This window comes from Streptomyces pyxinae (genome assembly GCF_024756275.1).
GTDB lineage: Bacteria > Actinomycetota > Actinomycetes > Streptomycetales > Streptomycetaceae > Streptomyces > Streptomyces pyxinae.
This window is the reverse complement of sequence record NZ_JANUGQ010000007.1, coordinates 210488-231529: the sequence shown is the minus strand read 5'-3', so window position 1 is coordinate 231529 and position 21042 is coordinate 210488. Positions and strand designations below refer to the sequence as shown.

22 protein-coding genes and 7 tRNA genes are annotated in these 21042 nt (G+C 74.0%); 12 read left to right on the top strand and 17 right to left on the bottom strand.

Translation table 11 applies throughout. The features are described from left to right. Positions 1–287: 287 nt before the first annotated feature. Positions 288–1661, bottom strand: a complete 1374-nt coding sequence (locus tag NX801_RS11330) for a hypothetical protein (protein ID WP_258787242.1) — start codon at positions 1659–1661, stop codon at positions 288–290. Beyond that, entirely contained in the window at positions 1661–2224 is a 564-nt protein-coding gene (locus tag NX801_RS11325) for a DUF4365 domain-containing protein (protein ID WP_258787241.1), read from the bottom strand. Before NX801_RS11325 ends, NX801_RS11330 begins: the two co-directional genes overlap by 1 nt. 176 nt (positions 2225–2400) lie before the next feature. Between NX801_RS11325 and NX801_RS11320 the strand changes: the two genes are divergently transcribed. Continuing rightward, on the top strand, positions 2401–3126 hold the full coding sequence (locus NX801_RS11320; protein ID WP_258787239.1) for a 3'-5' exonuclease: 726 nt from the start codon (positions 2401–2403) through the stop codon (positions 3124–3126). A gap of 120 nt (positions 3127–3246) precedes the next feature. Further along, a complete protein-coding gene (locus NX801_RS11315; protein ID WP_258787237.1) occupies positions 3247–3978 on the top strand; it encodes an HAD family hydrolase in 732 nt (243 codons plus the stop codon). 87 nt (positions 3979–4065) lie between these two features. Here NX801_RS11315 and NX801_RS11310 read toward each other — a convergent pair whose 3' ends face one another. After that, a complete protein-coding gene (locus tag NX801_RS11310) occupies positions 4066–5538 on the bottom strand; it encodes an NsdA family TPR-like regulatory protein (protein ID WP_258787235.1) in 1473 nt (490 codons plus the stop codon). Positions 5539–5823: 285 nt separating this feature from the next. Between NX801_RS11310 and NX801_RS11305 the strand changes: the two genes are divergently transcribed. Next, positions 5824–6522, top strand: a complete 699-nt coding sequence (locus NX801_RS11305; protein WP_258787234.1) for a hypothetical protein — start codon at positions 5824–5826, stop codon at positions 6520–6522. 73 nt (positions 6523–6595) lie between these two features. On the opposite strand, the gene NX801_RS11300 is transcribed toward NX801_RS11305, so the two are convergent. From NX801_RS11300 to NX801_RS11285, 4 genes are all read right to left on the bottom strand, one after another. Then, positions 6596–6670, bottom strand: a tRNA-Val gene (locus tag NX801_RS11300). A gap of 49 nt (positions 6671–6719) precedes the next feature. Beyond that, on the bottom strand, positions 6720–7175 hold the full coding sequence (locus NX801_RS11295) for an SRPBCC family protein (RefSeq protein WP_258787230.1): 456 nt from the start codon (positions 7173–7175) through the stop codon (positions 6720–6722). Positions 7176–7283: 108 nt separating this feature from the next. After that, positions 7284–7355: transfer RNA gene (locus NX801_RS11290), tRNA-Val, on the bottom strand. 93 nt (positions 7356–7448) lie between these two features. After that, positions 7449–7916: a TIGR02611 family protein gene (locus tag NX801_RS11285; protein ID WP_258787229.1), complete on the bottom strand. Its 468-nt coding sequence runs from the start codon at positions 7914–7916 to the stop codon at positions 7449–7451. Positions 7917–8114: 198 nt separating this feature from the next. Between NX801_RS11285 and NX801_RS11280 the strand changes: the two genes are divergently transcribed. After that, positions 8115–8528: an SsgA family sporulation/cell division regulator gene (locus tag NX801_RS11280; protein WP_003959770.1), complete on the top strand. Its 414-nt coding sequence runs from the start codon at positions 8115–8117 to the stop codon at positions 8526–8528. A 245-nt stretch (positions 8529–8773) separates the two neighbouring features. Continuing rightward, the gene (locus NX801_RS11275) at positions 8774–9331 is read left to right on the top strand and encodes a CGNR zinc finger domain-containing protein (protein ID WP_258787225.1); all 558 of its coding nucleotides are present in this window, start codon (positions 8774–8776) and stop codon (positions 9329–9331) included. Positions 9332–9369: 38 nt separating this feature from the next. Here the strand turns inward: NX801_RS11275 and NX801_RS11270 are convergent, their stop codons facing one another. Further along, on the bottom strand, positions 9370–9525 hold the full coding sequence (locus NX801_RS11270) for a hypothetical protein (protein ID WP_258787224.1): 156 nt from the start codon (positions 9523–9525) through the stop codon (positions 9370–9372). A gap of 233 nt (positions 9526–9758) precedes the next feature. Beyond that, positions 9759–10205, bottom strand: a complete 447-nt coding sequence (locus NX801_RS11265) for a hypothetical protein (protein ID WP_258787311.1) — start codon at positions 10203–10205, stop codon at positions 9759–9761. Between the two features lie 235 nt (positions 10206–10440). Between NX801_RS11265 and NX801_RS11260 the strand changes: the two genes are divergently transcribed. Further along, a complete protein-coding gene (locus NX801_RS11260; protein WP_258787223.1) occupies positions 10441–10962 on the top strand; it encodes a DsbA family protein in 522 nt (173 codons plus the stop codon). 50 nt (positions 10963–11012) lie between these two features. Here NX801_RS11260 and NX801_RS11255 read toward each other — a convergent pair whose 3' ends face one another. From NX801_RS11255 to NX801_RS11245, 3 genes are all read right to left on the bottom strand, one after another. Further along, positions 11013–11852, bottom strand: coding sequence for a GNAT family N-acetyltransferase (locus tag NX801_RS11255; protein ID WP_258787221.1), 840 nt, complete (start codon positions 11850–11852; stop codon positions 11013–11015). 170 nt (positions 11853–12022) lie between these two features. Then, a complete protein-coding gene (locus NX801_RS11250) occupies positions 12023–12841 on the bottom strand; it encodes an aminotransferase class IV (protein ID WP_258787220.1) in 819 nt (272 codons plus the stop codon). After that, entirely contained in the window at positions 12838–13893 is a 1056-nt protein-coding gene (locus tag NX801_RS11245) for a chorismate-binding protein (protein ID WP_258787219.1), read from the bottom strand. The genes NX801_RS11250 and NX801_RS11245 overlap by 4 nt, the downstream gene beginning before the upstream one ends. 168 nt (positions 13894–14061) lie before the next feature. On the opposite strand from NX801_RS11245, the gene NX801_RS11240 reads away from it, so the two are divergent. From NX801_RS11240 to NX801_RS11220, 5 genes are all read left to right on the top strand, one after another. Beyond that, a tRNA-Gly gene (locus tag NX801_RS11240) sits at positions 14062–14134 on the top strand. Between the two features lie 36 nt (positions 14135–14170). Next, positions 14171–14244, top strand: a tRNA-Cys gene (locus NX801_RS11235). Position 14245: 1 nt separating this feature from the next. After that, positions 14246–14317, top strand: a tRNA-Val gene (locus NX801_RS11230). 19 nt (positions 14318–14336) lie between these two features. Further along, positions 14337–14408, top strand: a tRNA-Val gene (locus tag NX801_RS11225). 81 nt (positions 14409–14489) lie between these two features. Beyond that, positions 14490–14564: transfer RNA gene (locus NX801_RS11220), tRNA-Val, on the top strand. A gap of 197 nt (positions 14565–14761) precedes the next feature. On the opposite strand, the gene NX801_RS11215 is transcribed toward NX801_RS11220, so the two are convergent. The 3 genes from NX801_RS11215 to NX801_RS11205 all read right to left on the bottom strand — a co-directional run bounded on the left by NX801_RS11215 (position 14762) and on the right by NX801_RS11205 (position 16739). After that, positions 14762–15052: a TFIIB-type zinc ribbon-containing protein gene (locus tag NX801_RS11215; protein WP_258787218.1), complete on the bottom strand. Its 291-nt coding sequence runs from the start codon at positions 15050–15052 to the stop codon at positions 14762–14764. Positions 15053–15092: 40 nt separating this feature from the next. After that, the gene (locus tag NX801_RS11210) at positions 15093–16127 is read right to left on the bottom strand and encodes a phosphotransferase (protein ID WP_258787216.1); all 1035 of its coding nucleotides are present in this window, start codon (positions 16125–16127) and stop codon (positions 15093–15095) included. A gap of 405 nt (positions 16128–16532) precedes the next feature. Then, positions 16533–16739 carry a hypothetical protein gene (locus NX801_RS11205; RefSeq protein WP_258787214.1) on the bottom strand — a complete coding sequence of 69 codons (207 nt, stop codon included), beginning with the start codon at positions 16737–16739 and terminating at the stop codon, positions 16533–16535. 734 nt (positions 16740–17473) lie between these two features. On the opposite strand from NX801_RS11205, the gene NX801_RS11200 reads away from it, so the two are divergent. After that, positions 17474–18673 carry a serine/threonine-protein kinase gene (locus NX801_RS11200; RefSeq protein WP_258787213.1) on the top strand — a complete coding sequence of 400 codons (1200 nt, stop codon included), beginning with the start codon at positions 17474–17476 and terminating at the stop codon, positions 18671–18673. 91 nt (positions 18674–18764) lie between these two features. Here the strand turns inward: NX801_RS11200 and NX801_RS11195 are convergent, their stop codons facing one another. Continuing rightward, positions 18765–19583: a TrmH family RNA methyltransferase gene (locus NX801_RS11195; RefSeq protein ID WP_258787211.1), complete on the bottom strand. Its 819-nt coding sequence runs from the start codon at positions 19581–19583 to the stop codon at positions 18765–18767. A 133-nt stretch (positions 19584–19716) separates the two neighbouring features. Continuing rightward, positions 19717–20964 carry a uroporphyrinogen-III C-methyltransferase gene (cobA, locus tag NX801_RS11190; RefSeq protein ID WP_258787210.1) on the bottom strand — a complete coding sequence of 416 codons (1248 nt, stop codon included), beginning with the start codon at positions 20962–20964 and terminating at the stop codon, positions 19717–19719. Between the last annotated feature and the right edge of the window lie 78 nt (positions 20965–21042).

The window sequence follows — 21042 nt, the reverse complement described above, 5'->3', positions numbered from 1 at the left end:
TGGGTGCCGGAGCCGGTCCCGCGCGGCTCCCGCCCTCCCGGGTGCCGGTGCCCGAGCGGTTCCCGGCACCCGGCCCGTCCAGTCCCGTTCCTCCCCGGGTGCCGGTGCTGGCCCGCGTGGTTCCTGGCACCGGGCCCGTCCGGTCCCGTCCTCCCGGGTGCCGGTGCCGGTGCCCGAGCGGTTCCCGGCACCGGCCCGTCCAGTCCCGTCCTCCCCGGGTGCCGGTGCCGGTGCCCGCGTGGTTCCCGGTGGCCGCGCCCGGCGCACCGCCGCCGTAGAGCTGCGGGCTACCCCTCCAGCACCCCCGCCTCCCCCGGGTCGTCCGCGCGCAGCGCCTTGAGCAGCCGCTCCCGCTCGGCCGGGTCCACCCGGACCGGGGCCACGCCGGAGGCATCGGTCAGCCGGCGGAAGCCGCCCCGGCTCTCCAGCCGCCCGGACACCCGCAGCGGCAGCCCGGCCAGATGGGCGTGCCCGGCGGTGCGGTACGCCTCCGGGTCCAGGGTGACCCGGACCTGCGGCACATCGGCGCCGGCCAGCACCCGGAGCCGTACCGTGCCGGCGCCGTCCGGGCCGGACCTGCGCAGCCGCACCACGGCGCCGGTCAGCCGCACCGGCACCGAGGGCTCGTCGCGCAGATAGCGGGCGCCCGCCTCGCGGAGGGCGGGGAGGTCGCCGGGCGAGAACTCCACCGGTTCCGGCCGGGCCGCGCAGCCGTCCGGCACTCCGGCGGCGGGTGCCCAGGCGAGGGCGACGCCCGCTCCCTCGGTGCCCCGCACCAGGGCGACCAGCGCCTCGGTCAGCTCCCGGCTGACGCCCGCCGCCACGGCCGCGTCGAAGGCGGCGAAGGCGCCCGGGGCGCCGGAGACCCCGGGCACGTCGAAGCCGCCGGCCGTGCGCTGGTAGTCCACCGCGTCCCGGGCGGCGGTGAGCGCCCGGTGCAGCCGCGCGGTGACCGCCCGGCCGGGGGTGACCGGCACGAAGGCGGTGAGGCCCCGGCCGTCCGGGGCGGCGCCGACCAGCACCCCGTCCAGGAAGGCGCGGGCCCGCCGCCGGTGCCGGGCGCCGTGGTAGCCGGCCCGGTCGCAGGCGGCGAGGGCGCCGGCCAGCAGCATCCCCCGGGCGGCGGCGCGCAGCTGCTCCTGGCCGGTCCAGGGAACGGCACCGGACGGACCCGGCGGCACCTCGCGCCACCAGCGGATCTCGTCGCTGGGCACGGTGAGCCCGGTGAGCACCTCGCGGGCGGCGGGGGCGCCGCAGCGGGCGAGCGCGGTGAGGGCCTCGCCCAGCAGGTCGTCGCAGTCCGGGTAGGCCCGGCTCTCGGGCACCAGCAGACTGGCCGGCCCCGCGGCCGGGTCGGGCGGGGTCCAGCGGCTGTACGCCCCGTCCGCCGCGCCGCGTCTGCGCCAGCCGTGCCGGTCCAGCAGGGCGCCGAGTACCCGGGGATCGACCCGGGCGGGGTCGACCGGCGGGGTCGGCGCGGGGTCGAAGGCCCCGGTACGCCGGAACGGCGCGGTACCGGGGCCGCCGGGGTCGCCGGCATCGCGGGGCCCGCCGCCCTCGGCGTCCGGAAGGTACGCGGGGCGCTCGGGGTACTCAAGCCGCTCGGGAGGCTCGGGGTGCTCGGGGCCGGGCCGTCCGGGCCCGTCGGTCGGCCGGTGCATCAGGGTCTCCCTCCCGCCCCGACCCGGCCCATGATCCCGCGGAGCGCCCGGTCGTCGAAGATGCGGTTCGTCGGCACCCGCACGGTGGTGCGGCGCCGTCCGGTGACCGGGTGTCCGGCCAGATTGGTCCAGTAGCAGCAGTGCCTGAGGTCGAGCCGGTCGTGCCCGGCCCGCAGCCAGTCCTCCTGGCTGCGCGGGACGAGCATCACGACCAGGATCTTGTGCACCGCGACCGGGGTGCGGGCCAGCTTCACCAGGTGGGCGTTGTCGAGGGTGAAGGAGAACGCGGGCCCCGGCGGGCGCGGGGGGATCTGGTACGTGCACTTGAGCTGGATCTTGATGGTCACCTCGTCGTCCACGGTGTGGCCGGGGGCGCCGTGACTCACGTGCCAGTCGATGCCGTTGTCCGGAAAGGGCTGGGCGAGCGAGCAGCCGGCGGCGGCCGCGACCGCGTGGAGATAGCCGACTTGGAGGGTTTCCATACAGGCGGTGGTGGCGAGTGCGCCCCGGGGTGGAGCCCACCGAGGCAGCAGCTCCCCGGGTTCGGGCTGCGGGAGCGCCATGGCTCTTCGTGCCTTCCGGGCCGGTCGAGCGTGCGGATTCCGTCCGACGGGACGCCGGCCGGACGCCCCGTCACTTGTGTTGTCGCCGGGTTGCGTACGGGGCAAACAGCCCGGGTATCACCGATTCGGGCAGGAGGTTCCCGCCATCTGCCAGGATCGTGCGAGGAGTTCGGGGAATGACGCTCTGGTACGAAGGGCCGCTGGCCGCATTCGACACGGAAACCACCGGAGTTGACGTCGAGCGGGACCGCATCGTGTCGGCCGCCGTCGTCGTGCAGGACGCGGCGGGCGGCCGGGTGCGGGTCACCCGCTGGCTGGTGAGTCCGGGCATACCGGTGCCGCCCGCCGCCGTGGCGGTGCACGGACTGACCGACGACCACCTCCAGCGCCACGGCCGCTGGCCGGCGCCGGTGATGGCGGAGATAGGCACGGTGCTGTCCGAGCAGTGCACCGCGCGCCGGCCGCTGGTGGTGATGAACGCGCCGTTCGATCTCACGCTGCTGGACCGCGAGTTGCGCCGCCATCGCGCCTCGTCGCTGGACCGGTACCTGAGCGGCACCCCGCTGCGGGTGCTGGACCCGTGGGTGCTCGACAAGCAGCTGGACCGGTACCGCAAGGGCCGCCGGACGCTGACGGACCTCTGTGCGCACTACGGCGTCGAGCTGACCGGCGCGCACGACGCGGCGGCCGACGCCTTCGCGGCGCTGGAGGTCGTCCGGGCGGTGGGCCGCCGCTTCGCCGCCCGCCTGGAGCGGCTCTCCCCCGCCGAACTGCACACCCTCCAGGGCGAATGGCACGCCGCCCAGGCCCGGGGCCTCCAGGCCTGGTTCGCCCGCAACGGCTCGGAGGAACCCGTCGACGAGGCCTGGCCCCTCCGCCCGGACCTCCCCGCCGCCGCGTGACCCCCACCAGGAGCCCCGCCCCCAACGGACCGGCTCGCCCCGAACGACGGACCGGTCCTCTCCCAGGAACAACAAAACGTCCCTCCACCACAAGGAGACGAACGCTCTACGCTGGCCCCCATGCCCATGAACAATGCTGCGCTCGGCCGAGTCCGCCCGGGACGACGCCTGATCCTCTGGGACGTGGACCACACCCTTGTGAACATCGGCGGTGGGGTCAGCCGGGCCATCTACGCTCAGGCGTTCGAGAGGGTGACCGGTCGACCGCTGGACCGCCTGGCTGAGATGTCGGGTCGAACCGAGCAAGCGATCATGACGGAGACGTTGCGACTGAACGGGATCCACGAACCGGAGGCCCTCTTCGCCGACTTCTATGCCGCTCTCGCGACAGCCGCCGATCAGCTCACCGACCGCATGCGCGAAGCCGGCTCGGTGTTGCCCGGAGCGCGGGAGGCCATCGCGTCATGCGCCGCGCGGCACACCGTCCAGTCAGCCGTCACGGGCAACATACGCCCTGTCGCCACGACCAAACTGACCGCTCTCGGCCTGGCGGATGGCCTCGACTTCGCGGTGGGCGGCTACGGCGACGACGGCAGCGACCGGGCCGATCTGGTCCGGCAGGCGCGCAAGCGGGCGTCGGAGAAGTACGGTCAGGGCTTCGCCGGCACTCGGACCGTGGTCGTGGGCGATACGCCTCATGATGTTCGCGGCGCCCGCGACGCGGATGCGCTGGCCGTCGCGGTCGCCAGCGGCGACAGTACCGCCGATGAACTCCGCCGGGCCGGAGCGGACGTCGTCCTGGACAGCCTCCAGGACTTCGCCGGCCACTGCGGCGAAGCGCTGAGTTGGTGATCACACCACATCGCCAGCAGTCACCAGCCGGAACAGCTCGCTCTGAGCGAGGCGGCAGACCGCCCCGCGACCGGTCAGGTGCCGGCGCTACGCCTTGACGCTGCCGAAGCCATACGCACGCAACGCCTCATCGAGCCCCCGCACTGCTTTCGTACGCTGCCATGGTGAGAGGCTCGTCCGCACGCCCCGGATGCTATGTTCCAACCGCGGCGACCGGTTGACCGCCGTGAGGCGGGCGGCCTCGACGACGACCTGCGATGCCTCGTGCACGTCACCCTGCAGGACATGAGCCCTCGCTTGGTGCGTCAGCGTGTGCGCGTAGTCGCGCACGTTGGCCGGGTCGAGCAGCGGCAGCGCTTTTACCGAGGCATGCAGCGCGTCGGCCGGATCATTGAGCGCGAGGCTCACCTCGCCACGGATTCCCCAGTAGTACGACTCATCGTAGAAGTACCACCATGAAGCCAGCGGTACGTCACTGCCGAACACTTCGGCGGCGGCGGTACGTTCGGCATCCAATGCGGCTCGCGCTCTGCCGGTGTCTCCGGCCGCGGCATACGCTCGTGCGGCCACGTCTGCCGAGTAGGCCCGCGCCATCTGGCTGTCCCCCCGAGAGGCCCATTCCTGCGCCGCGATGGCGTGGTCGATGCCGACCCGGGGTTTGCCCTGCCAGGTAGCGAGCTGGCTCATGGTGCTCAAGATATACGTCACCAGCTCGACGTTTTCGGCGTCGTGCGCGGCCGTACGAGCGTCATCGTAGTAGTACGCCGCAGCCCGGTAGTCACCGATATCGAACAGCTCCCAGCCGACCAGCTGGCTGAGTTCGGCGTACAGCGAGAGCACCCGTGGCCGAAGGTTGCTCGGCGCGTTGGCGGCGAGCTCCCTGGTCACCCTCCGCTGGGTGAGCGCGGTCTGCAGAGCCACCTGGGGCCCGAGTACGTCACCCAGCATGCGGAAGTCCTTGATTCCGCGTTCGGCCTGGGTGATCAGGGCAGCGTCAATCCGGCGCGGGTTGTCCAGCACTGCGGCCGCGCGATCCAGCACATCCGGGTCGGCCACATCGAGCAGCGGTGTGGCAGCAGCAACCGTGAGCGCCGTACTGATCTTCTGCAACAGCTTCCGGCGGTTCATTTCGCTGGGCACGCCTTGCACCCACATGACGACCTCCTCGGCCAGTTCGACGTAATTTATGTCGGTCGCGAAGTGTGCCAACGTGTCAACAAGGGCCGGAACCAGCGTGAGCGGTGCGACTGCGCCCGCCGGTCCCGTTAAGCCGCTGCCCTGCGGCACATCTGCTTTGGTGCCGTAGTCCGACATATCTGTCAGCAGATCACCCGCCGTGCATTCATAGAGCTGGGCGAGACGATCAAGGGTGGCGAGCGCCGGAGCATGCCCAGTGGATGCGGGCCACAGTTCCCACGCCGAGAAGTTCTTGAACGTTTTCGGGTCGTCAGGCCACCGATCGTTCCATGCCGCAGCGGCCTGCCCCTGGCTCCAACCACGGGCAATGCGGTGCGCCACACGGGGGTTGACGCGGTAGCGGCGACAGAATTCAGCGGCCACCTGCACCCAGCTCCACCCCCGTGCGCGTAGTTCCTGAGCATGTCGCGTCTGCTCCTGGCGACGACTACGAGGCTTGACGGCCAACGGTCCTCCCGAGGCTGCTACGACGCACGCGTGGTTCCTGCTTGAACGGTAACGCCGAACAGCAGGGCCACAAGACCACGGCAAATCTTGCTGGTTGGACCGGGAAATTCTGCGCGGAAGCTGGGCCTGGCGCAGGGTGTGTTCGTGATCGCAGGCGGCTGACAGTGGGGATTCCCAGCCCCCGTTCCCAGGGAAGCGCCCATGCAGCAGTCATCAGGTCGTCACCTCACCACGCCCTGCCACCCCGACCGCCGTCCCGTCGGCACCCTGCGCCTGACCGACCGTGTGCCGTTCATCGCCGCCTGGTCGGCGGAGACCGAAGCGGCGCAGCCCGAGGTCACCATGCGCCGGGGCAGGCTGGCCTACCTCCATGAGCGGCCGTGGGACCGGGACGGCGACGGCATCCTCTGGCGGCGGATGCCGAGCATGCCGGGCAAGGGCAAACCGCTGTACGGCAAGGTGCACTTCCTGCGTCAGCGGCGCGCCATGGCCGCGCTGCTGTGCCAGGTGTGCGGCCGGCCCGCCGCGAAGGACGCCACCGACGACGGCCTGCTGTGGCTGCTGAGCGAGGACCCCGACGACCCGGGCGCCTGGCCGGCCGACATGGTGACCGGGCATCCGCCGGTCTGCCTGGCGTGCGCCTGGCTGTCGGTACGGGCCTGCCCGCACCTGCGCAGGCAGTACGCCGCCGTGCGGGTGCGCCGCTGCTCGCTGAGCGGGGTGCACGGTGTGCTGTACCGCCCGGGCCACCCGGCACCGGTACCGCACGACGTCGGCGGTCTGGACTTCGGTGACGGCCGTATGCCCTGGGTGCAGGCCGCGCAGCTCATGATGCGCCTGGAGGAGTTCCGGCTCGTGGATCTGGAGGCGGAGCGCCGCGCGCACGCCGAGGAGCGCTGAACGCGGGGCCGGGACAGTCCCAAGAACCAGCAAGGGCCGCCCTGGTGGGCGGCCCTGGAAGGTGGTGCGACTGTGGTGGGCGATACTGGGATCGAACCAGTGACCTCTTCGGTGTGAACGAAGCGCTCTCCCGCTGAGCTAATCGCCCGGGAACGCACTGAACCATACAGGCCCCGGCGCCCTTCCTTCAAATTCCGTCAGCCGCCCGCCAGCAGGGCGGCGAGACCTTTGCGTCCGGACCGCATCATCAGCGCGTGATTGGCCCGGAAGAACGGCCGGCCGGGCACCGCCAGGCGCCGCAGCAGGGGCAGCCGGACCTCGACCTCCTGGTCGTAGACGGCGCGGGCGGCCCCGGTCCCGGCCCCGTCCGGGACCACCCGCCAGCTCAGCCACCCCGTGAGATCCCCGTCGAGCTCCGCCTCCAGCACCCGGGCGTCCGGGTCCAGGCGGCGCTCGGTGGCGGTGATCCGGAGGTCGTACGGGAGCACCGAGCGGATGCGCAGGGTGCCGGAGTGCTCGCCGAGCCGGGTCGCCTCCCGGACCTGGGGCCACCAGTGGGGGTAGTCGTCGGGGCGGGCCAGCACCCGGAAGACGGCGTCCGGTGCGGCGGGCAGCGACCAGACGGCGTGGAAGCGATAGTGGCACCAGTCCATGCGGCACAGTCTGCTCGCCGGGCTGCCGTCCATGACCAGGGGGCCGGGAAGACGCCGAAGGCCCTGGAGATCATTCGAGCTGATCTCCAGGGCCTTCGGTCCGGGCGGTGGGCGATACTGGGATCGAACCAGTGACCTCTTCGGTGTGAACGAAGCGCTCTCCCGCTGAGCTAATCGCCCGGGCGCACCGCAAACATTACCGCATGTCAGCGGGTACCCATGACCACTCCCGGGCCTCGCCCACGGCCGCTTCCCGGCCGGCGGGGCCGCCGGTCACCGGCGGATGTTCCAGGGGAGCTGGAAACCGAACTTCCAGAGGTAGATCCCCGCCAGTACCGCGATGATCACCAGACCGGTGGCGGTGAGGATGATGTTGCGGCGCCGCACCCTGGGGTCGAGGGCCCGCTGGGCCGCCTCGGTGACCTTGCGCTTGGTCCAGCGGAGCACCAGCTGCGCCCAGACGAACTCGGTCGCCCAGATCGCCATGCCGCCGAAGATCACCACCCAGCCGGGACCGGGCAGGACGAGCATCGCCACTCCGGCGCCCACCACGGCCAGGCCGACCAGGAAGACCCCCACCTGCCAGCTGAGGTGGAGCGTGCGCCGCCGTTTGATGAATTCGGGCGCCCGGGAACCGAGTGCCGCCTCGGCCACCGGCGCCTCCGTGGTCACGCCCCCCGTGGCGGGCGTATCGGCCGCCGATTCGGAGACCTTTGCCCGCTCGTCACTCTCCGCATTCATATTCCCAAGCTACCCCAACTTCCCGGCTCGCACGTACTACCGAAATGGCCCTATTGAACCCGGTTGCATACCGCCGAAAGAGGGGCCTCATCCATCACAAAACAGACAGAGGGGTTTACAACGGCACCGTAGGTGGCATGTCGATGTGGCCGACGTGCGAATCCCCGAGCGCACACTGAGCGAAAGGCCCTGGCGCTTATGAACACCACGGTCAGCTGCGAGCTGCACCTGCGCCTCGTTGTGTCGAGCGAGTCCTCACTGCCTGTACCGGCGGGCCTGCGGTATGACACGGCCGATCCCTACGCCGTACACGCCACCTTCCACACCGGAGCCGAGGAGACGGTCGAGTGGGTGTTCGCCCGCGACCTTCTCGCCGAGGGCCTGCACCGGCCCACCGGCACCGGCGACGTCCGCGTCTGGCCGTCCCGCAGCCACGGCCAGGGCGTCGTCTGCATCGCCCTCAGCTCCCCGGAGGGCGAAGCGCTGCTGGAAGCTCCGGCGCGGGCCCTCGAATCGTTCCTGAAGCGGACGGACGCGGCGGTCCCGCCCGGCACCGAGCACCGGCACTTCGATCTCGATACGGAGTTGTCGCACATCCTGGCCGAGAGCTGAGCCAGGCCGAGAGCCGCACGGCGCCGTCCGACTCGGGGCGACGGCGCCGCGCGGAAATTCCGTACGGCCCTTTCCGGGGCCACCCCGGCGCCGGCGACCGCGACTTCTGCCGCGGCGCCGGCGCCGGCGTGTGTACGGGGCTTTCCGGACGCCGGGACCGGCGGGCGCCGGGCCTCCCGGCGGACAGCCGCTAGAGTCGGCGCATTCCGGCGGGCGCCCGCCCGCGGCAGGCCAGGGAGTGCAGCGTGCTGATCCCCCATGACACCCGGATCGCCCTCGACACCGTCGTCGATCTGCTCAACACCGCGCCGGAGAGCGCGGGCGGCGACAGCCTCGGAGACATCCCCTCGCTCTACGCGTTCGTACGGGGCCATGACGTCAGCGGGGTCGGACGGCTCGGGGAACCGGATCTCACCGCGGTCCGCGACCTGCGGAAACGGTTCGCCGCCATCTTCGCGGCCCCCGACACCCGGACCGCCGCCGAGCTGGTCAACCGGCTGGTCGCCGGGGCCGGCACCACCCCGCAGCTCACCGACCACGACGGCTACGACTGGCACGTCCACTACTTCGCCCCCGGCGCCTCGGTCGCGGACCATCTGGCCGCCGACTGCGGGATGGCGCTGGCGTTCATCGTGGTGGCGGGCGAGCGGGAGCGGCTGCGGCGCTGCGAGGCACCGGACTGCGGCCGGGCCTTCGTGGATCTGTCACGGAACCGGTCCCGCCGCTACTGCGACAGCCGGACCTGCGGCAACCGGCTGCATGTCGCCGCCTACCGGGCGCGCCGCAAGGAGGCGGCGGGCTGAGTCCGGCGGCCGGGACACCCGGTGCGCGGCGGACCGGCTCACAGCAGGAACAGATCGTGCACGGCGGCCATCAGTAACAGGCAGCCGATGACGGCGAGAAAGATCATCAAAGGGGGCTGGGAGAGCGCGAAGAGGCAGCCGCGCGGTTCTCCGGTGGTGGCGGGGGGACGCTGCTCCCGTGAGGTGTCGTGCATAACGGGACCGATCATGTCGGTCCACTCGCCGGGGATTCGACCAGAACGCCCGAATCGGGGGGTCTGTTCATCACATCGCGTGGCACCGTGGGGAATTACGTCACGCACATCGCGTTCGACCGGTATGAGCGCTTGGGCCCACCAGCGTCCACCCGCGTCCACCGCCGGGGCGCACCTCCGAAGGGGCGGGGCCGCAGCGGGCTTCCGGCGGACTTCCGTCGTGGATCAGATGATCAGATGCCGTGCTTCTTGAGGATGGCCTCGATGTCGCTGAAGTCGTCGGCCGGCTCGGTGGCCGGCCGCTTCCCGGCCGGGCGCGCCGCCGGACCGGCTCCGCCCCCCAGGGAGGGCGCCGACGCCCCGGGGGCGACCGCCTCCCGGCCGGCGGACCGGGCCGCCCGGCGCTCGGCCCGGGTGGAGCCGCCCCGGCGCCGCTCCACGGCCCGGGTGATCAGGAACAGCAGCCAGGCCGCTCCCAGCAGCCCGAAGCCCGTCCAGGCCGCCGGGCTGAAGGCGGTACGGGCCAGCCACGCCACCGCCCCGGTGAGGACAAGACCCACCGGGACCAGGGCGTAGCCCGCGATCCGGGCGGCGGTCAGGAACCGCTTCCGGTACGCCGTGACGGCCGCGAGGCCCAGCCCGGCCGCGGACACGGCGGAACATACGGTCTCGGCAAGCATCCGCTCCTCCAGGGCGTGCGGCGGTACGTCCCTTCCATCCTGCACCGCCGGGCGGCGGAGCGGCCATGGCGCCGGAAGACCTCAGGGGGATCTCCGGGGCGCGCTCCTCCTCCGGGACACCCCGCTCCTCTCCTCCGGGACGCCCTTCGCCCTCCGGACCGGGTGGCGGAGGCCCGGTGCCGATCGGGCCGGTGCCGATGGAGCCGGGGGGCGGGACGGCTGAAAGACTGCCGCCATGACTGATGCCTCCACCACCCCCGCACCCGGTCCCGCCGTTCTCGACGTCTGGTGCGACCTCCAGTGCCCCGACTGCCATGCCGCGCTGGGCGACCTGCGCGCGCTGCGGGCCCGGTACGGCGACCGCCTGGAGGTACGGCTGCGCCACTTCCCGCTGGAGAAGCACCGGCACGCCTATGCCGCCGCGCAGGCCTTCGAGGAGGCCGAGGCGCAGGGCAAGGGGTGGCCGTACGCGGAGGCGCTGCTCGCCGGGACCGCCGAGCTGGGCCGCCGGGGGGAGCCGTATCTGCTGGCGACCGCCGGCGAACTGGGCCTGGAGGCCGAGGAGTTCGACACCGCCCTGATCGACGGCCGGCATCTGCTGGTGGTCGACGCCGATCAGGCCGAGGGCCGGGCGATCGGGGTCACCGGGACCCCGACCTATGTGATCGGCGGGGAGCGGCTGGACGGCGGCAAGAGCCAGGAGGGGCTGCGCGAGCGGATCGAGGCGATCGCGGACCGGCTGCTCGCCGCCGGCTGAGCCCGTCCGTCCCCGGAGGCGGGGCCGGGGGCCGGGGCACACCGGGACGGTCAGAGCAGCGGTTTGTAGCTGTTGATGTACGTGGTCTCGTACCCGAGCGAGGTGTAGAGCCGCAGCGCCGGCGGGTTGTCCGCGAAGACATGCAGCCCGAGGTGGCGGTACCCCCGCTCCAGCCCGGTCCGCTCGGCGCATCCCATCAGGGCCCGGCCGATCCCCCGGCCCCGCTGGTCCGCGGCGACCTCGATGTCGTACACGTACCCCATCCGCTCCCCCGGGCTCCGCTCGCGCTCCCCGGTCCAGAGCCGGCCCACCACTCGGCCGTCCGCCCCGGTGACGACCCGCAGGACCGCGCCCTCGGTGGCGAGGCCGTCGGGCAGCAGCTCCCGCTGGCTGGTCTCCGCCTTGGCCCGAGCCTGCGCCTCCGGCACGCCGCGCTCGATCCAGTCGCGGGCGAAGCCCTCCCGCGACTCCCCCGCGAAGTCCTCGAACTCCGCCTCCGTCATGGGGCGGACGGTCAGCCCCGGGAGCGGCTCGGGGGCGGTGGTGAGCGGCTTGGACATATTGCGGCCGCGCTCGGTGTAGCCGAGGGCGGCGGCCAGGTGGTGGGCGGCGGTGGCGGCGGCCGGGATCGAGACGAGGACCTGTTCGCACCGCCAGCCGCGCAGCACCTCCTCGGCGGCGAGCGCGGCCACGGTGCCGCGCCCCCGGCGGCGGTCGGCCTCGTCGATCCGGAGCGAGCGGATCTCGCCGGCCGCCGGGCCGAATCCGGCGGAGGTGCCGAGTTCGATCTCCCCGACGGGGCGGCTGTTGACACAGACCTCGAAGGTCCGCGCGGCGGTGCCGTCGGCGGACTGCTGAAGCGGCCCGGCCGGCCGCAGGGTGGTGGTCATCAGGGGTGTTCTACCCGCCGGCCGGGCGTACGTCATCCCGTTTGTCCCGGCCGCTTCCTCCACCCGGCGGCCGGGACGCCCGAAGCCCCGCCCGGCCTCCCGCCCGGCCCGGGAGCGACACGGCCGGGGTCCGGGCCGGATCCTCGGGCCCGTCGGCCCCGGGCGGTGGCTCAGCCGCCGAACCGGGCGGCGCGCTCGGTGAAGATCCGCATGGCCTTGGCGGTCACCGGGCCCGGAGCGCCCGGGAGTTCGCGGCCGTCGACCCGGTGGACGGCCTGGACGTCCCGGAGGGTGGAGGTCAGGAAGATCTCGTCGGCCCGCTCCAGCACGTCGAGCGGGAGGTCGGTCTCCTCGGCGCCGGTCCACTCGACGGTCAGGGCGCGGGTGATGCCGGCGAGGCAGCCGGAGGAGAGCGGCGGGGTGTGGATCCGCCCGTCCAGGACCACGAAGACATTGGATCCGGTGCCCTCGCAGAGCCGGTCGGCCGTGTTGCCGAACAGGGCCTCGGACGCGCCCTGTTCGTGGGCCCGGGCGAGGGCGACGACGTTCTCGGCGTACGAGGTGGTCTTCAGCCCGGTCAGGGCGCCGCGCTCGTTGCGTGTCCAGGGGACGGTGACGACGGCCGTGCTGTCCGGACGGCGGCTGGTCTCGCCGATGGCGACGACCACGGTCGGCCCGGCGTCACCCCGGTCCGAGCCGAGCGGCGCGATGCCGCCGGTGAAGGTGATCCGGAGCCGGCCGAGCGGCATCGGGTTGGCGTCCAGGACGGCGGCGCAGGCGCGCCGGATCTCGTCCCGGTCCGGCTCGGGCAGGCCGAGCCCCCGGGCGGAGCGGGCGAGCCGGTCCAGGTGGAGGTCGAGCGCGAAGAGCCGCCCGTTCTCGGCCTTGAGGGTCTCGAAGATCCCGTCGCCCACGGTCATCCCGTGGTCCAGTACGGACACGGTGGCGTCGTCCGCCGTCCGCAGCCCGCCGTTGACCCAGAGTTTCATCGGATGGTCCCTCCGCTCGCCTCGGTCGCCTGATGAGTGCCCGACGCTACCCCGAGCAACCGGGCCGCCTTCAGCTCGGTCTCGGCCCACTCCCGCTCCGGGTCGGAGCCCCAGGTGATTCCGGCGCCGGTGCCGAACCGCAGGGCGCCCGCCGCCCGGTCGATCCAGAAGGTCCGTATGCCGACGGCCAGCTCCCCCGCGCCCCGGTCGGCGTCCACCCAGCCGATGCCGCCGCAGTACGGGCCGCGCGGGGCCGGCTCCAGCGCCTCGATGATCCGCAGGGCGCTGGACTTGGGGGCACCGGTGACGGAGCCGGGCGGGAAGGTGGCGGCCAGCAGCTCCGCCCAGCCGGCCCGGTCGGCCAGCCGGCCGCGCACCGTGGAGACCAGGTGCACCAGGCCGGGGTGCGGCTCCACGGCGCAGAGCCGGGGCACGGTCACGGTGCCGGTGGCGCAGACCCGGCCCAGGTCGTTGCGGACCAGGTCGACGATCATCACGTTCTCGGCGCGGTCCTTCTCCAGCAGGTCGGCGGCGGTCCGCCCGGTGCCCTTGATCGGCCCGGACTCGACGGTACGGCCGTCCCGGCGGAGATAGAGCTCGGGCGAGGCGGTGGCGATCTCCACCCCGTGCGCCGGGAGGCGGATCGTTCCGGCATAGGGGGCCGGGTTGCCGCGGGCCAGCAGGGCGGTCAGGGCGTCGACGTCGGAGACCGGGTCGGCCAGCGGCGCCGAGAGCACCCGGCAGAGATTGGCCTGGTAGACCTCGCCGGCCGCGATGTGCTCCCGGATCCGGCGGACACCCGCGGTGTACGCGACGCGGTCGAGCGAGGACGTCCAGTCGCCCGCGGCCGGTCCGCGCCAGGCCCCGGGGAGCGGCGCGGGCACCGGGGCGGGGCGGACGTCACCGAAGCGGGCGCAGGTCAGCCGCCCCTCGAAGTCCGCCGCGACGGCCCAGAAACCGGCGGAGTCGAGCGCCGCGGGGTCACTGGTGACATCGCGCAGATCGGTGGCGAGCAGGCCGCCGAAGCGGGCCAGGGGAGCGAGGTCGGGCACGGTTGCGAGTCTATGGCGGGGCCGCCGGGAGCGGGGCCGCCGCAGGTCGGCGGGGGTACCGGGCCGGAGCGGCCGCAGCACGCTGGGCAAACGCGTTTTTGTGCTGGCCCGGGAATCCGCTAGAGTTCAACACGTCGCCGGGACGCGCAGCCGGACCGGAAACGACAAGCGGACGTGGCTCAGTTGGTAGAGCATCACCTTGCCAAGGTGAGGGTCGCGAGTTCGAATCTCGTCGTCCGCTCGACGTGGGGGATCTTCCCGAACCCCCGCAGCTCCTGGTGGAGTGGCCGAGAGGCGAGGCAACGGCCTGCAAAGCCGTCTACACGGGTTCAAATCCCGTCTCCACCTCCAAGGACGATTAGCTCAGCGGGAGAGCGCTTCCCTGACACGGAAGAGGTCACTGGTTCAATCCCAGTATCGTCCACCGACCCGCGAGGGTCCCCGCGCGATTAGCTCAGCGGGAGAGCGCTTCCCTGACACGGAAGAGGTCACTGGTTCAATCCCAGTATCGCGCACGCGGCATCACCGCAGCACCTTCGAGATCTTCGGCGGTCGTACCGGTTCGTCCGGTCCGGCCGAGAGCGATGTCTCGTCCCGCGCGATTAGCTCAGCGGGAGAGCGCTTCCCTGACACGGAAGAGGTCACTGGTTCAATCCCAGTATCGCGCACCATCCGGAACCCCCGGCCGTCCCCGACGGCCGGGGGTTCTGCGTGCTCCGCCCGCGGTGCCGGGTGCGCGGGTGAGCCTGTGCCTGTGCCTCTGAGCCGTGACCGGGTGCGGGGTGTCCGTGCCCGTGGTGCGGCGCCGTCCCGCGGCCCGGTGGGAAGACCTCCGGGGCGCGGGACGAGGCGGCTCAGGGCGCGAGGCTCAGGAGGAGAACAGCATCCGGCCGAAGCCCCGGTGACCGTGGTGCCCGTGATGGCCGTGGTGGCCGCCGTGGTGCGGGGCACCCCAGGCGGGGGCGGCGGGGGCCGGGTAGCCGCCGGGGGCCGGGGGCGCGGGCGGCGGCGCCTGCTGGGTCCACTGGGACTCCAGCCGGGTCAGTGCCTCCAGCTCCCCGTAGTCCAGGAATATCCCCCGGCAGCCGCTGCACTGCTCGATCTGGACGCCGTTGCGGTTGTACGTGTGCATGGGCGCGTGGCACTTCGGACACTGCATGCTCGGCTCAACTCCTCGCCGTACGAATGGTGGGCTCACCCTACGTGGGGGAGGACGGCGCGGACCGGGCGGGCAGTTCCGCGATCCGGGCGCAGGCGTCGACCATCGCGGCCTCGGCGTCGTCCGGGGCCCGGCCCGCCGCCGCGCACTTGGCGACGGCCAGCGCGGCGGTCTGGACGGTGAGCGCCCTGGCGGGCGCGTCGAGCCGGGGCCAGGGGTCGCTGTCGTCGCCGGGCGGTACGGCGGGGCCGCCGGCCGCCCGGTAGGCGCCGAGGAACCGGGCCCAGTCGGCCGGGGCCAGCAGTCCGGTGGCGTACCAGGCGGCGGGGCGGGCCAAATCCCAGGCGGGGTCGCCGGTGCCCAGGTCGTCCACGTCGATGAGCAGCCAGGGGCCGCCGGGCACCGGGTGGCGGACGAGCTGGCCGAGGTGGAAGTCGCCGTGGCAGAGGGCCGCCGGGCCGGGCGCGGGCGCCTCGCCCCTGGCCCAGCCGGGCAGCCGGCGCCAGGCCGCGCGCACCGGGGCGGCGGCCGGCAGCCGGTCGCCCGCCGCCGCGAGCCGCGCCATGGCCCGGGCCGCCTTGGCCGGGCCCCGCATCGGCGGCAGCGGGCCTGGCAGCGCACCGGGCGGTACGGAGTGGAGGCGCGCCAGCAGGGTGCCGGCCGCCTCCCAGGGGGCGGCGGCCGGGTCGTCCGGGTCGACGGGGGTGCCGTAGGGCCAGACCGAGACCGGCCGGTCGCGGGGGGCGCCGACGGGCGGGTCCTCCGGTGCCAGCGGTGGCAGCAGGACCCCGGCCAGGCGGGGGTGGCCGGCGACGGCGAGCCGGACGCGGTGGTCGGGGCCCCCGGTGCCGGGCGCGTGCGCCTTGGCGACGGCGGCCCCGTGCCGTACCACCGTCCCGTCGGGCCGGTCCGCGAGCACGGCCGGCTCGGGGGGCGTGAGGGTCCCCGCCGGGCCGCGGGTGCGCGGCGGGGCGGCGCAGGCCGGGCAGGGGTGGTGCGGCCGGGACAGGTGCGCGGCCTCCCGCGCCACGGCGGCGAGTTCCCGGTGGAGGGGGGTGGCGGACTCCGGCGGCATGGGAGGGAGCCTACGCGGCGCCGGAGGGCGGGCCGCGAGCAGGAGAAGGGCGGCGTGCGGGAGGAGAGCGGCGGAAAGGCAGCGGGAAGGCCGCGGGGAGAGGGACAGCCCGCAGGAGAAGGGCCGTGGCCAGCAAGCAGCGGGGGCAGCGGGGCAGCGGGGCAGCGGGGCAGCGGGGCAGCGGGGCAGCGGGGCAGCGGGGCAGCGGGAGCGTACGGCCCGGGGAGCAGCGGGAGCACGCCGCCAGGGGGCAGCGAGGAGCAGCGGAAGCGGGCAGCAAGAAGTGGTGGCCGACCGGCTCCCCAGCCGATCGGCCACCACTGCCGTCCGCCGCACCCCCGTCCCCACGGGGTAGTGGCTGGATGTCCCGGGCCCGGACCGCTCTTCCGGACCCCGGGGCGCCGCTCAGCGCCCCAGCATCATGCCCACGGACGACGCTTGTGCGACCACCGCGTCCCAGCCGCCGAAGGCGACCACGAGCAGTGCCGCGAGAGGAAGAACCATTGCCGTGGCGACCAGTGGATGGCGCCGGCCGGACGGACGGACGCCGGACGAGACGAATGGCTTTCGTCCGCGTGCGCCGGCCATCGTCCGCGATGCCGTCTCCGCCATGGCTGCTTCTCCTGTAGATCCTGTCGGACGCAGATGTCGATCCTGTCGGTCTGACGGCGGCGGGCTACTGGCCCGGGGGACGAGTGCTCACCCGCCGCTTGACTTCAACTCTAGGGAGACGGCACCTCGTCGGCGTCATGCCCGCGTACCCTTTGCCGGGCCTCCCCGAGGATGAGCCGCCGCCCCGGCGTGTACTCCGCTGGGTGGAGACGGGGCGCCAGCCCCGGGGCCTTTCTGGGGGTCTTCCCGGAGGGGGCGCCGGGGGCGGGTGCCCCGCCCCGGCGGGACCGGCCGGCCCGGAGCGGCCGTACGGCGGTCCCGGGAGGAGGCTCCGTGCGCCGGACGCGCGACGACACCGGTCCGGGTGACTTCGCTCACGTTCGTCCCCCCTCTTCGGGCGGCCCGGTCCCCCCGGTGACCGCCCCCGGAGGCCACCGCCCGGTGCGCCCGGGCCGGGTGCCACGCGGTGGCGGCGCCCCCCGGAGAGCCGGTCGACGATGATCCAATACCCCTGTGGGAGTGGATCTTTGGCCCGGCGCGCTCCGCCGCAGGCCGGCGGGCCGGGGTCGCTGACCCCTCCTCAAGTCTCGCGCCGGACACTGACAAACGATCCGCGCGCGAGGGCGCGGCCTATGAGCGCGCCCGGGCGGGGGTACGTAAGCTGGGGCCCGTCAGACGGACGACCGCGGTCAGCGGGGCGGGGCCGGTTCCCCCGCCGTAGGTAGGGGACGAACATGGCGATGATGCGGCTCCGGCGCGAGGATCCGCGGGTCGTCGGCTCGTTCCGGCTGCACCGGCGGCTCGGAGCCGGCGGCATGGGTGTCGTCTATCTGGGCTCCGACCGGCGCGGGCAGCGGGTGGCGCTCAAGGTCATCCGGCCGGATCTCGCCGAGGACCAGGAGTTCAGGTCGCGGTTCGCCCGCGAGGTGTCGGCCGCGCGGCGGATCCGCGGCGGCTGTACGGCGCGGCTGGTGGCCGCCGATCTGGAGGCGGAGCGCCCCTGGTTCGCCACGCAGTACGTGCCGGGGCCCTCGCTGCACGACAAGGTCGCCGAGGAGGGCCCGCTGCGGGCGGCCGACGTGGCGGCGGTCGGCGCCGCGCTCTCCGAGGGCCTGGTCGCCGTCCATGAGGCCGGGGTGGTGCACCGGGACCTCAAGCCCTCCAACATCCTGCTCTCCCCCAAGGGCCCCAGGATCATCGACTTCGGGATCGCCTGGGCCACCGGGGCCTCCACCCTCACCCATGTCGGCACGGCGGTGGGCTCGCCCGGCTTCCTCGCGCCCGAGCAGGTGCGGGGCGCGGTGGTGACCCCGGCGACCGACGTCTTCGCGCTCGGCGCCACCCTGGCGTACGCGGCGATGGGCGACTCCCCCTTCGGGCACGGCAGTTCCGAGGTCATGCTCTACCGGGTGGTGCACGAGGAGCCGCAGCTCCTGGGGGTGCCGGACGCCCTCGCCCCGCTCGTCCAGGCCTGTCTGGCGAAGGACCCGGAGGAACGTCCCAGCACCCTGCAACTGTCCATGCGGCTCAAGGAGATCGCCGCCCGGGAGGCGCAGGGACTCTCCGACGGGCGGCCGCCGGCCCCGCGTCCGGTCCGGGTGGTGGACGACCGGCCGACCGGCCGGCTGGACGAGCGGTACACCGAGCGGGGCGGCGGCCCCGGCCGGCCCCAGCGGACTCCCCCGCCGCGCCCCGCGAGCGGCCCCCGTACCGCCCCGCCGAGGGGTCCGGCGGGCCGCGATCCGGGGCCCCGGGGAGCCGGACCGCGCACTCCCTCCCGTACGGGGGGCGGCGGCCGTCCCGGCTCCCGGCCCGGCGGCGGACCGCTCCGGCCGGCCAACCCCCGGCTGCTGCGCCAGCGGCTCTTCGTCTTCGTCGTGGTGACGCTGATCGTGCTGCTGGGCATCGCGGCGGCGCAGGGGTTGTCGGGCTGAGGGCCCTGAGGGCCGCTGCCGGGGGATTCCAGGAGGGTCCAGGAGGGCTCTTGCGGGAGGGGCCCGGCTCCGCCTGTGGCGGGGGGCCGGCTCAGGACTCCGGGCGGCCGGTGGCCACCGCGTAGAACGCCACCGCGGCCGCCGCGCCGACATTGAGCGAGTCGACGCCGAGCGCCATCGGGATGCGCACCCGGGTGTCGGCGGCCCGCAGGGCCCGGGCGGAGAGCCCGTCCCCTTCCGCGCCCAGCATCAGGGCGACCTTCGGCAGCCGGTGCGGGGCGGCCTCGTCCATGGCGACGGCCTCCGCGCCGGGGGTGAGCGCCAGCAGTTGGAAGCCCGCTTCCCGTACCGCGTTCAGATCCCTGGGCCAGTCGGTGAGGCGGGCGTACGGGACGGCGAAGACGGCCCCCATGGAGACCTTCACCGAGCGGCGGTAGAGGGGGTCGGCGCAGTCCGGCGACAGCAGGACCGCGTCCATCCCGAGGGCGGCGGCGCTGCGGAAGATGGCGCCGATGTTGGTGTGGTCGTTGACCGACTCCATGACCGCCACCCGCCGGGCCCCGGCGAGCAGCCGGCCGGCCTCGGGCAGCGGCTTGCGGGCCATCGAGGCGAGCGCCCCCCGGTGGACGTGGTAGCCGGTGACCCGCGCGGCCAGCTCCGGATCGATCACGTACACCGGGGCCGGTGAGGCGTCGATGACGTCCCGCATGGTGTCGAGCCACTTGGCGGAGAGCAGCATCGAACGCATCGGGTAACCAGCCTGGAGGGCGCGGCGGATGACCTTCTCGCCCTCGGCGATGAAGAGGCCCTCGGCGGGCTCGCGGCGGCGGCGCAGTTCGACGTCGGTGAGGTCGGTGTAGTCGTACAGGCGAGGGTCGTCCGGCCGGTCGATGGTGATGAGTTCAGCCACGGGGGTTCCGCTCCGCCTCGTTCTCATTGTCGTTGCCGTTGTCGTTATGTACCGATTCCGCCTGGTTCTGTGCGGCGGGTGGGTCTGTGTGGGCCGGGGCCGGTCGGGGCCGTACCGGCGGCCTCCGGGTGGGCTATGGGGCGGGTGCCGGGGCGGTGCGCTTGTCGGGGGCCTCGGTGACGACGTCCCCGATGACGATCACCGCCGGCGGTCGCACCTCCTCCGCCCGCACCCGCTCGGCCACCGTCGCCAGGGTGGCGTCGATCCGCCGCTGGGCCGCCGTGGTGCCCTCCTGCACCAGGGCGACCGGGGTGCCGGGCGCCCTGCCGTGCGCCACCAGGGCCGCCGCGATGGCGCCGATCTTGTCCACGCCCATCAGGACGACCAGGGTGCCGCGCAGCCTGGCCAGCGCCGCCCAGTCGACCAGCGAGCGCGGGTCCTCCGGTGCCACATGCCCACTGACCACGGTGAACTCGTGCGCCACCCCCCGGTGGGTGACCGGGATACCGGCGGCGCCCGGCACCGAGATGGAGCTGGAGATGCCGGGCACCACGGTGCACGGGATGCCGGCCTCCGCCAGCGCCTGGGCCTCCTCCATGCCACGGCCGAAGACGAACGGGTCGCCGCCCTTGAGGCGTACCACCGACTTCCCCTGCTTGGCGTGGTCGATCAGCGCCTGGTTGATCGCCTCCTGGGCCATGAACCGGCCGTACGGGATCTTCGCCGCGTCGATCACCTCGACGTGCGGCGGCAGTTCGTCGAGCAGGTCGCGCGGCCCGAGCCGGTCCGCGATGATCACGTCGGCCTGGGCGAGCAGCCGGCGGCCCCGGACCGTGATCAGGTCCGGGTCGCCGGGGCCGCCGCCGACCAGGGCGACGAAGGGATCCCGGGCCCGGTGCTGGGGGGCGGCCAGGGAGCCGTCCCGCAGCCCCTCCACCACCGCGTCCCGCACGGCGGCCGAGCGGCGCGGGTCATGACCGGTCAGCACGGCGACGGTCACCCCGTCGCTGCGGCCGGTGGCCGGGGTCCAGGCGGTGGCCGCCTCGGCGTCGTCGGCGCGCACGCACCAGGTCTTGGTCCGCTCGGCCTCGGCCGAGGCGCGGTCGTTGGCCTCCCGGTCGGTGGTGGCGACCAGCGCGTACCAGGCGGCGCCGATGTCACCCTCCTCGTACCGGCGGCGCTCCCAGCGGATCTCGCCCGCCTCGGCCATCGCCTCCACGGAGGGGGTGGCGGACGGCGAGACCAGGGTGACGTCGGCCCCGGCCGCGACCAGGGCGGGCAGCCGCCGCTGGGCGACCTGGCCGCCGCCGAGGACGACGACCCGGCGCCCGGCGAGGCGGAGGCCGACGGGGTAGGCGGGCGGCTCGGCGTGTTCGGCCATGACGGTACGGCTCCTCGGCGGGACTGTGCGGGGGGGGTACGGCGGGAGAGGCGGCCGCTGCGGCGGCGAAGCGGCTGG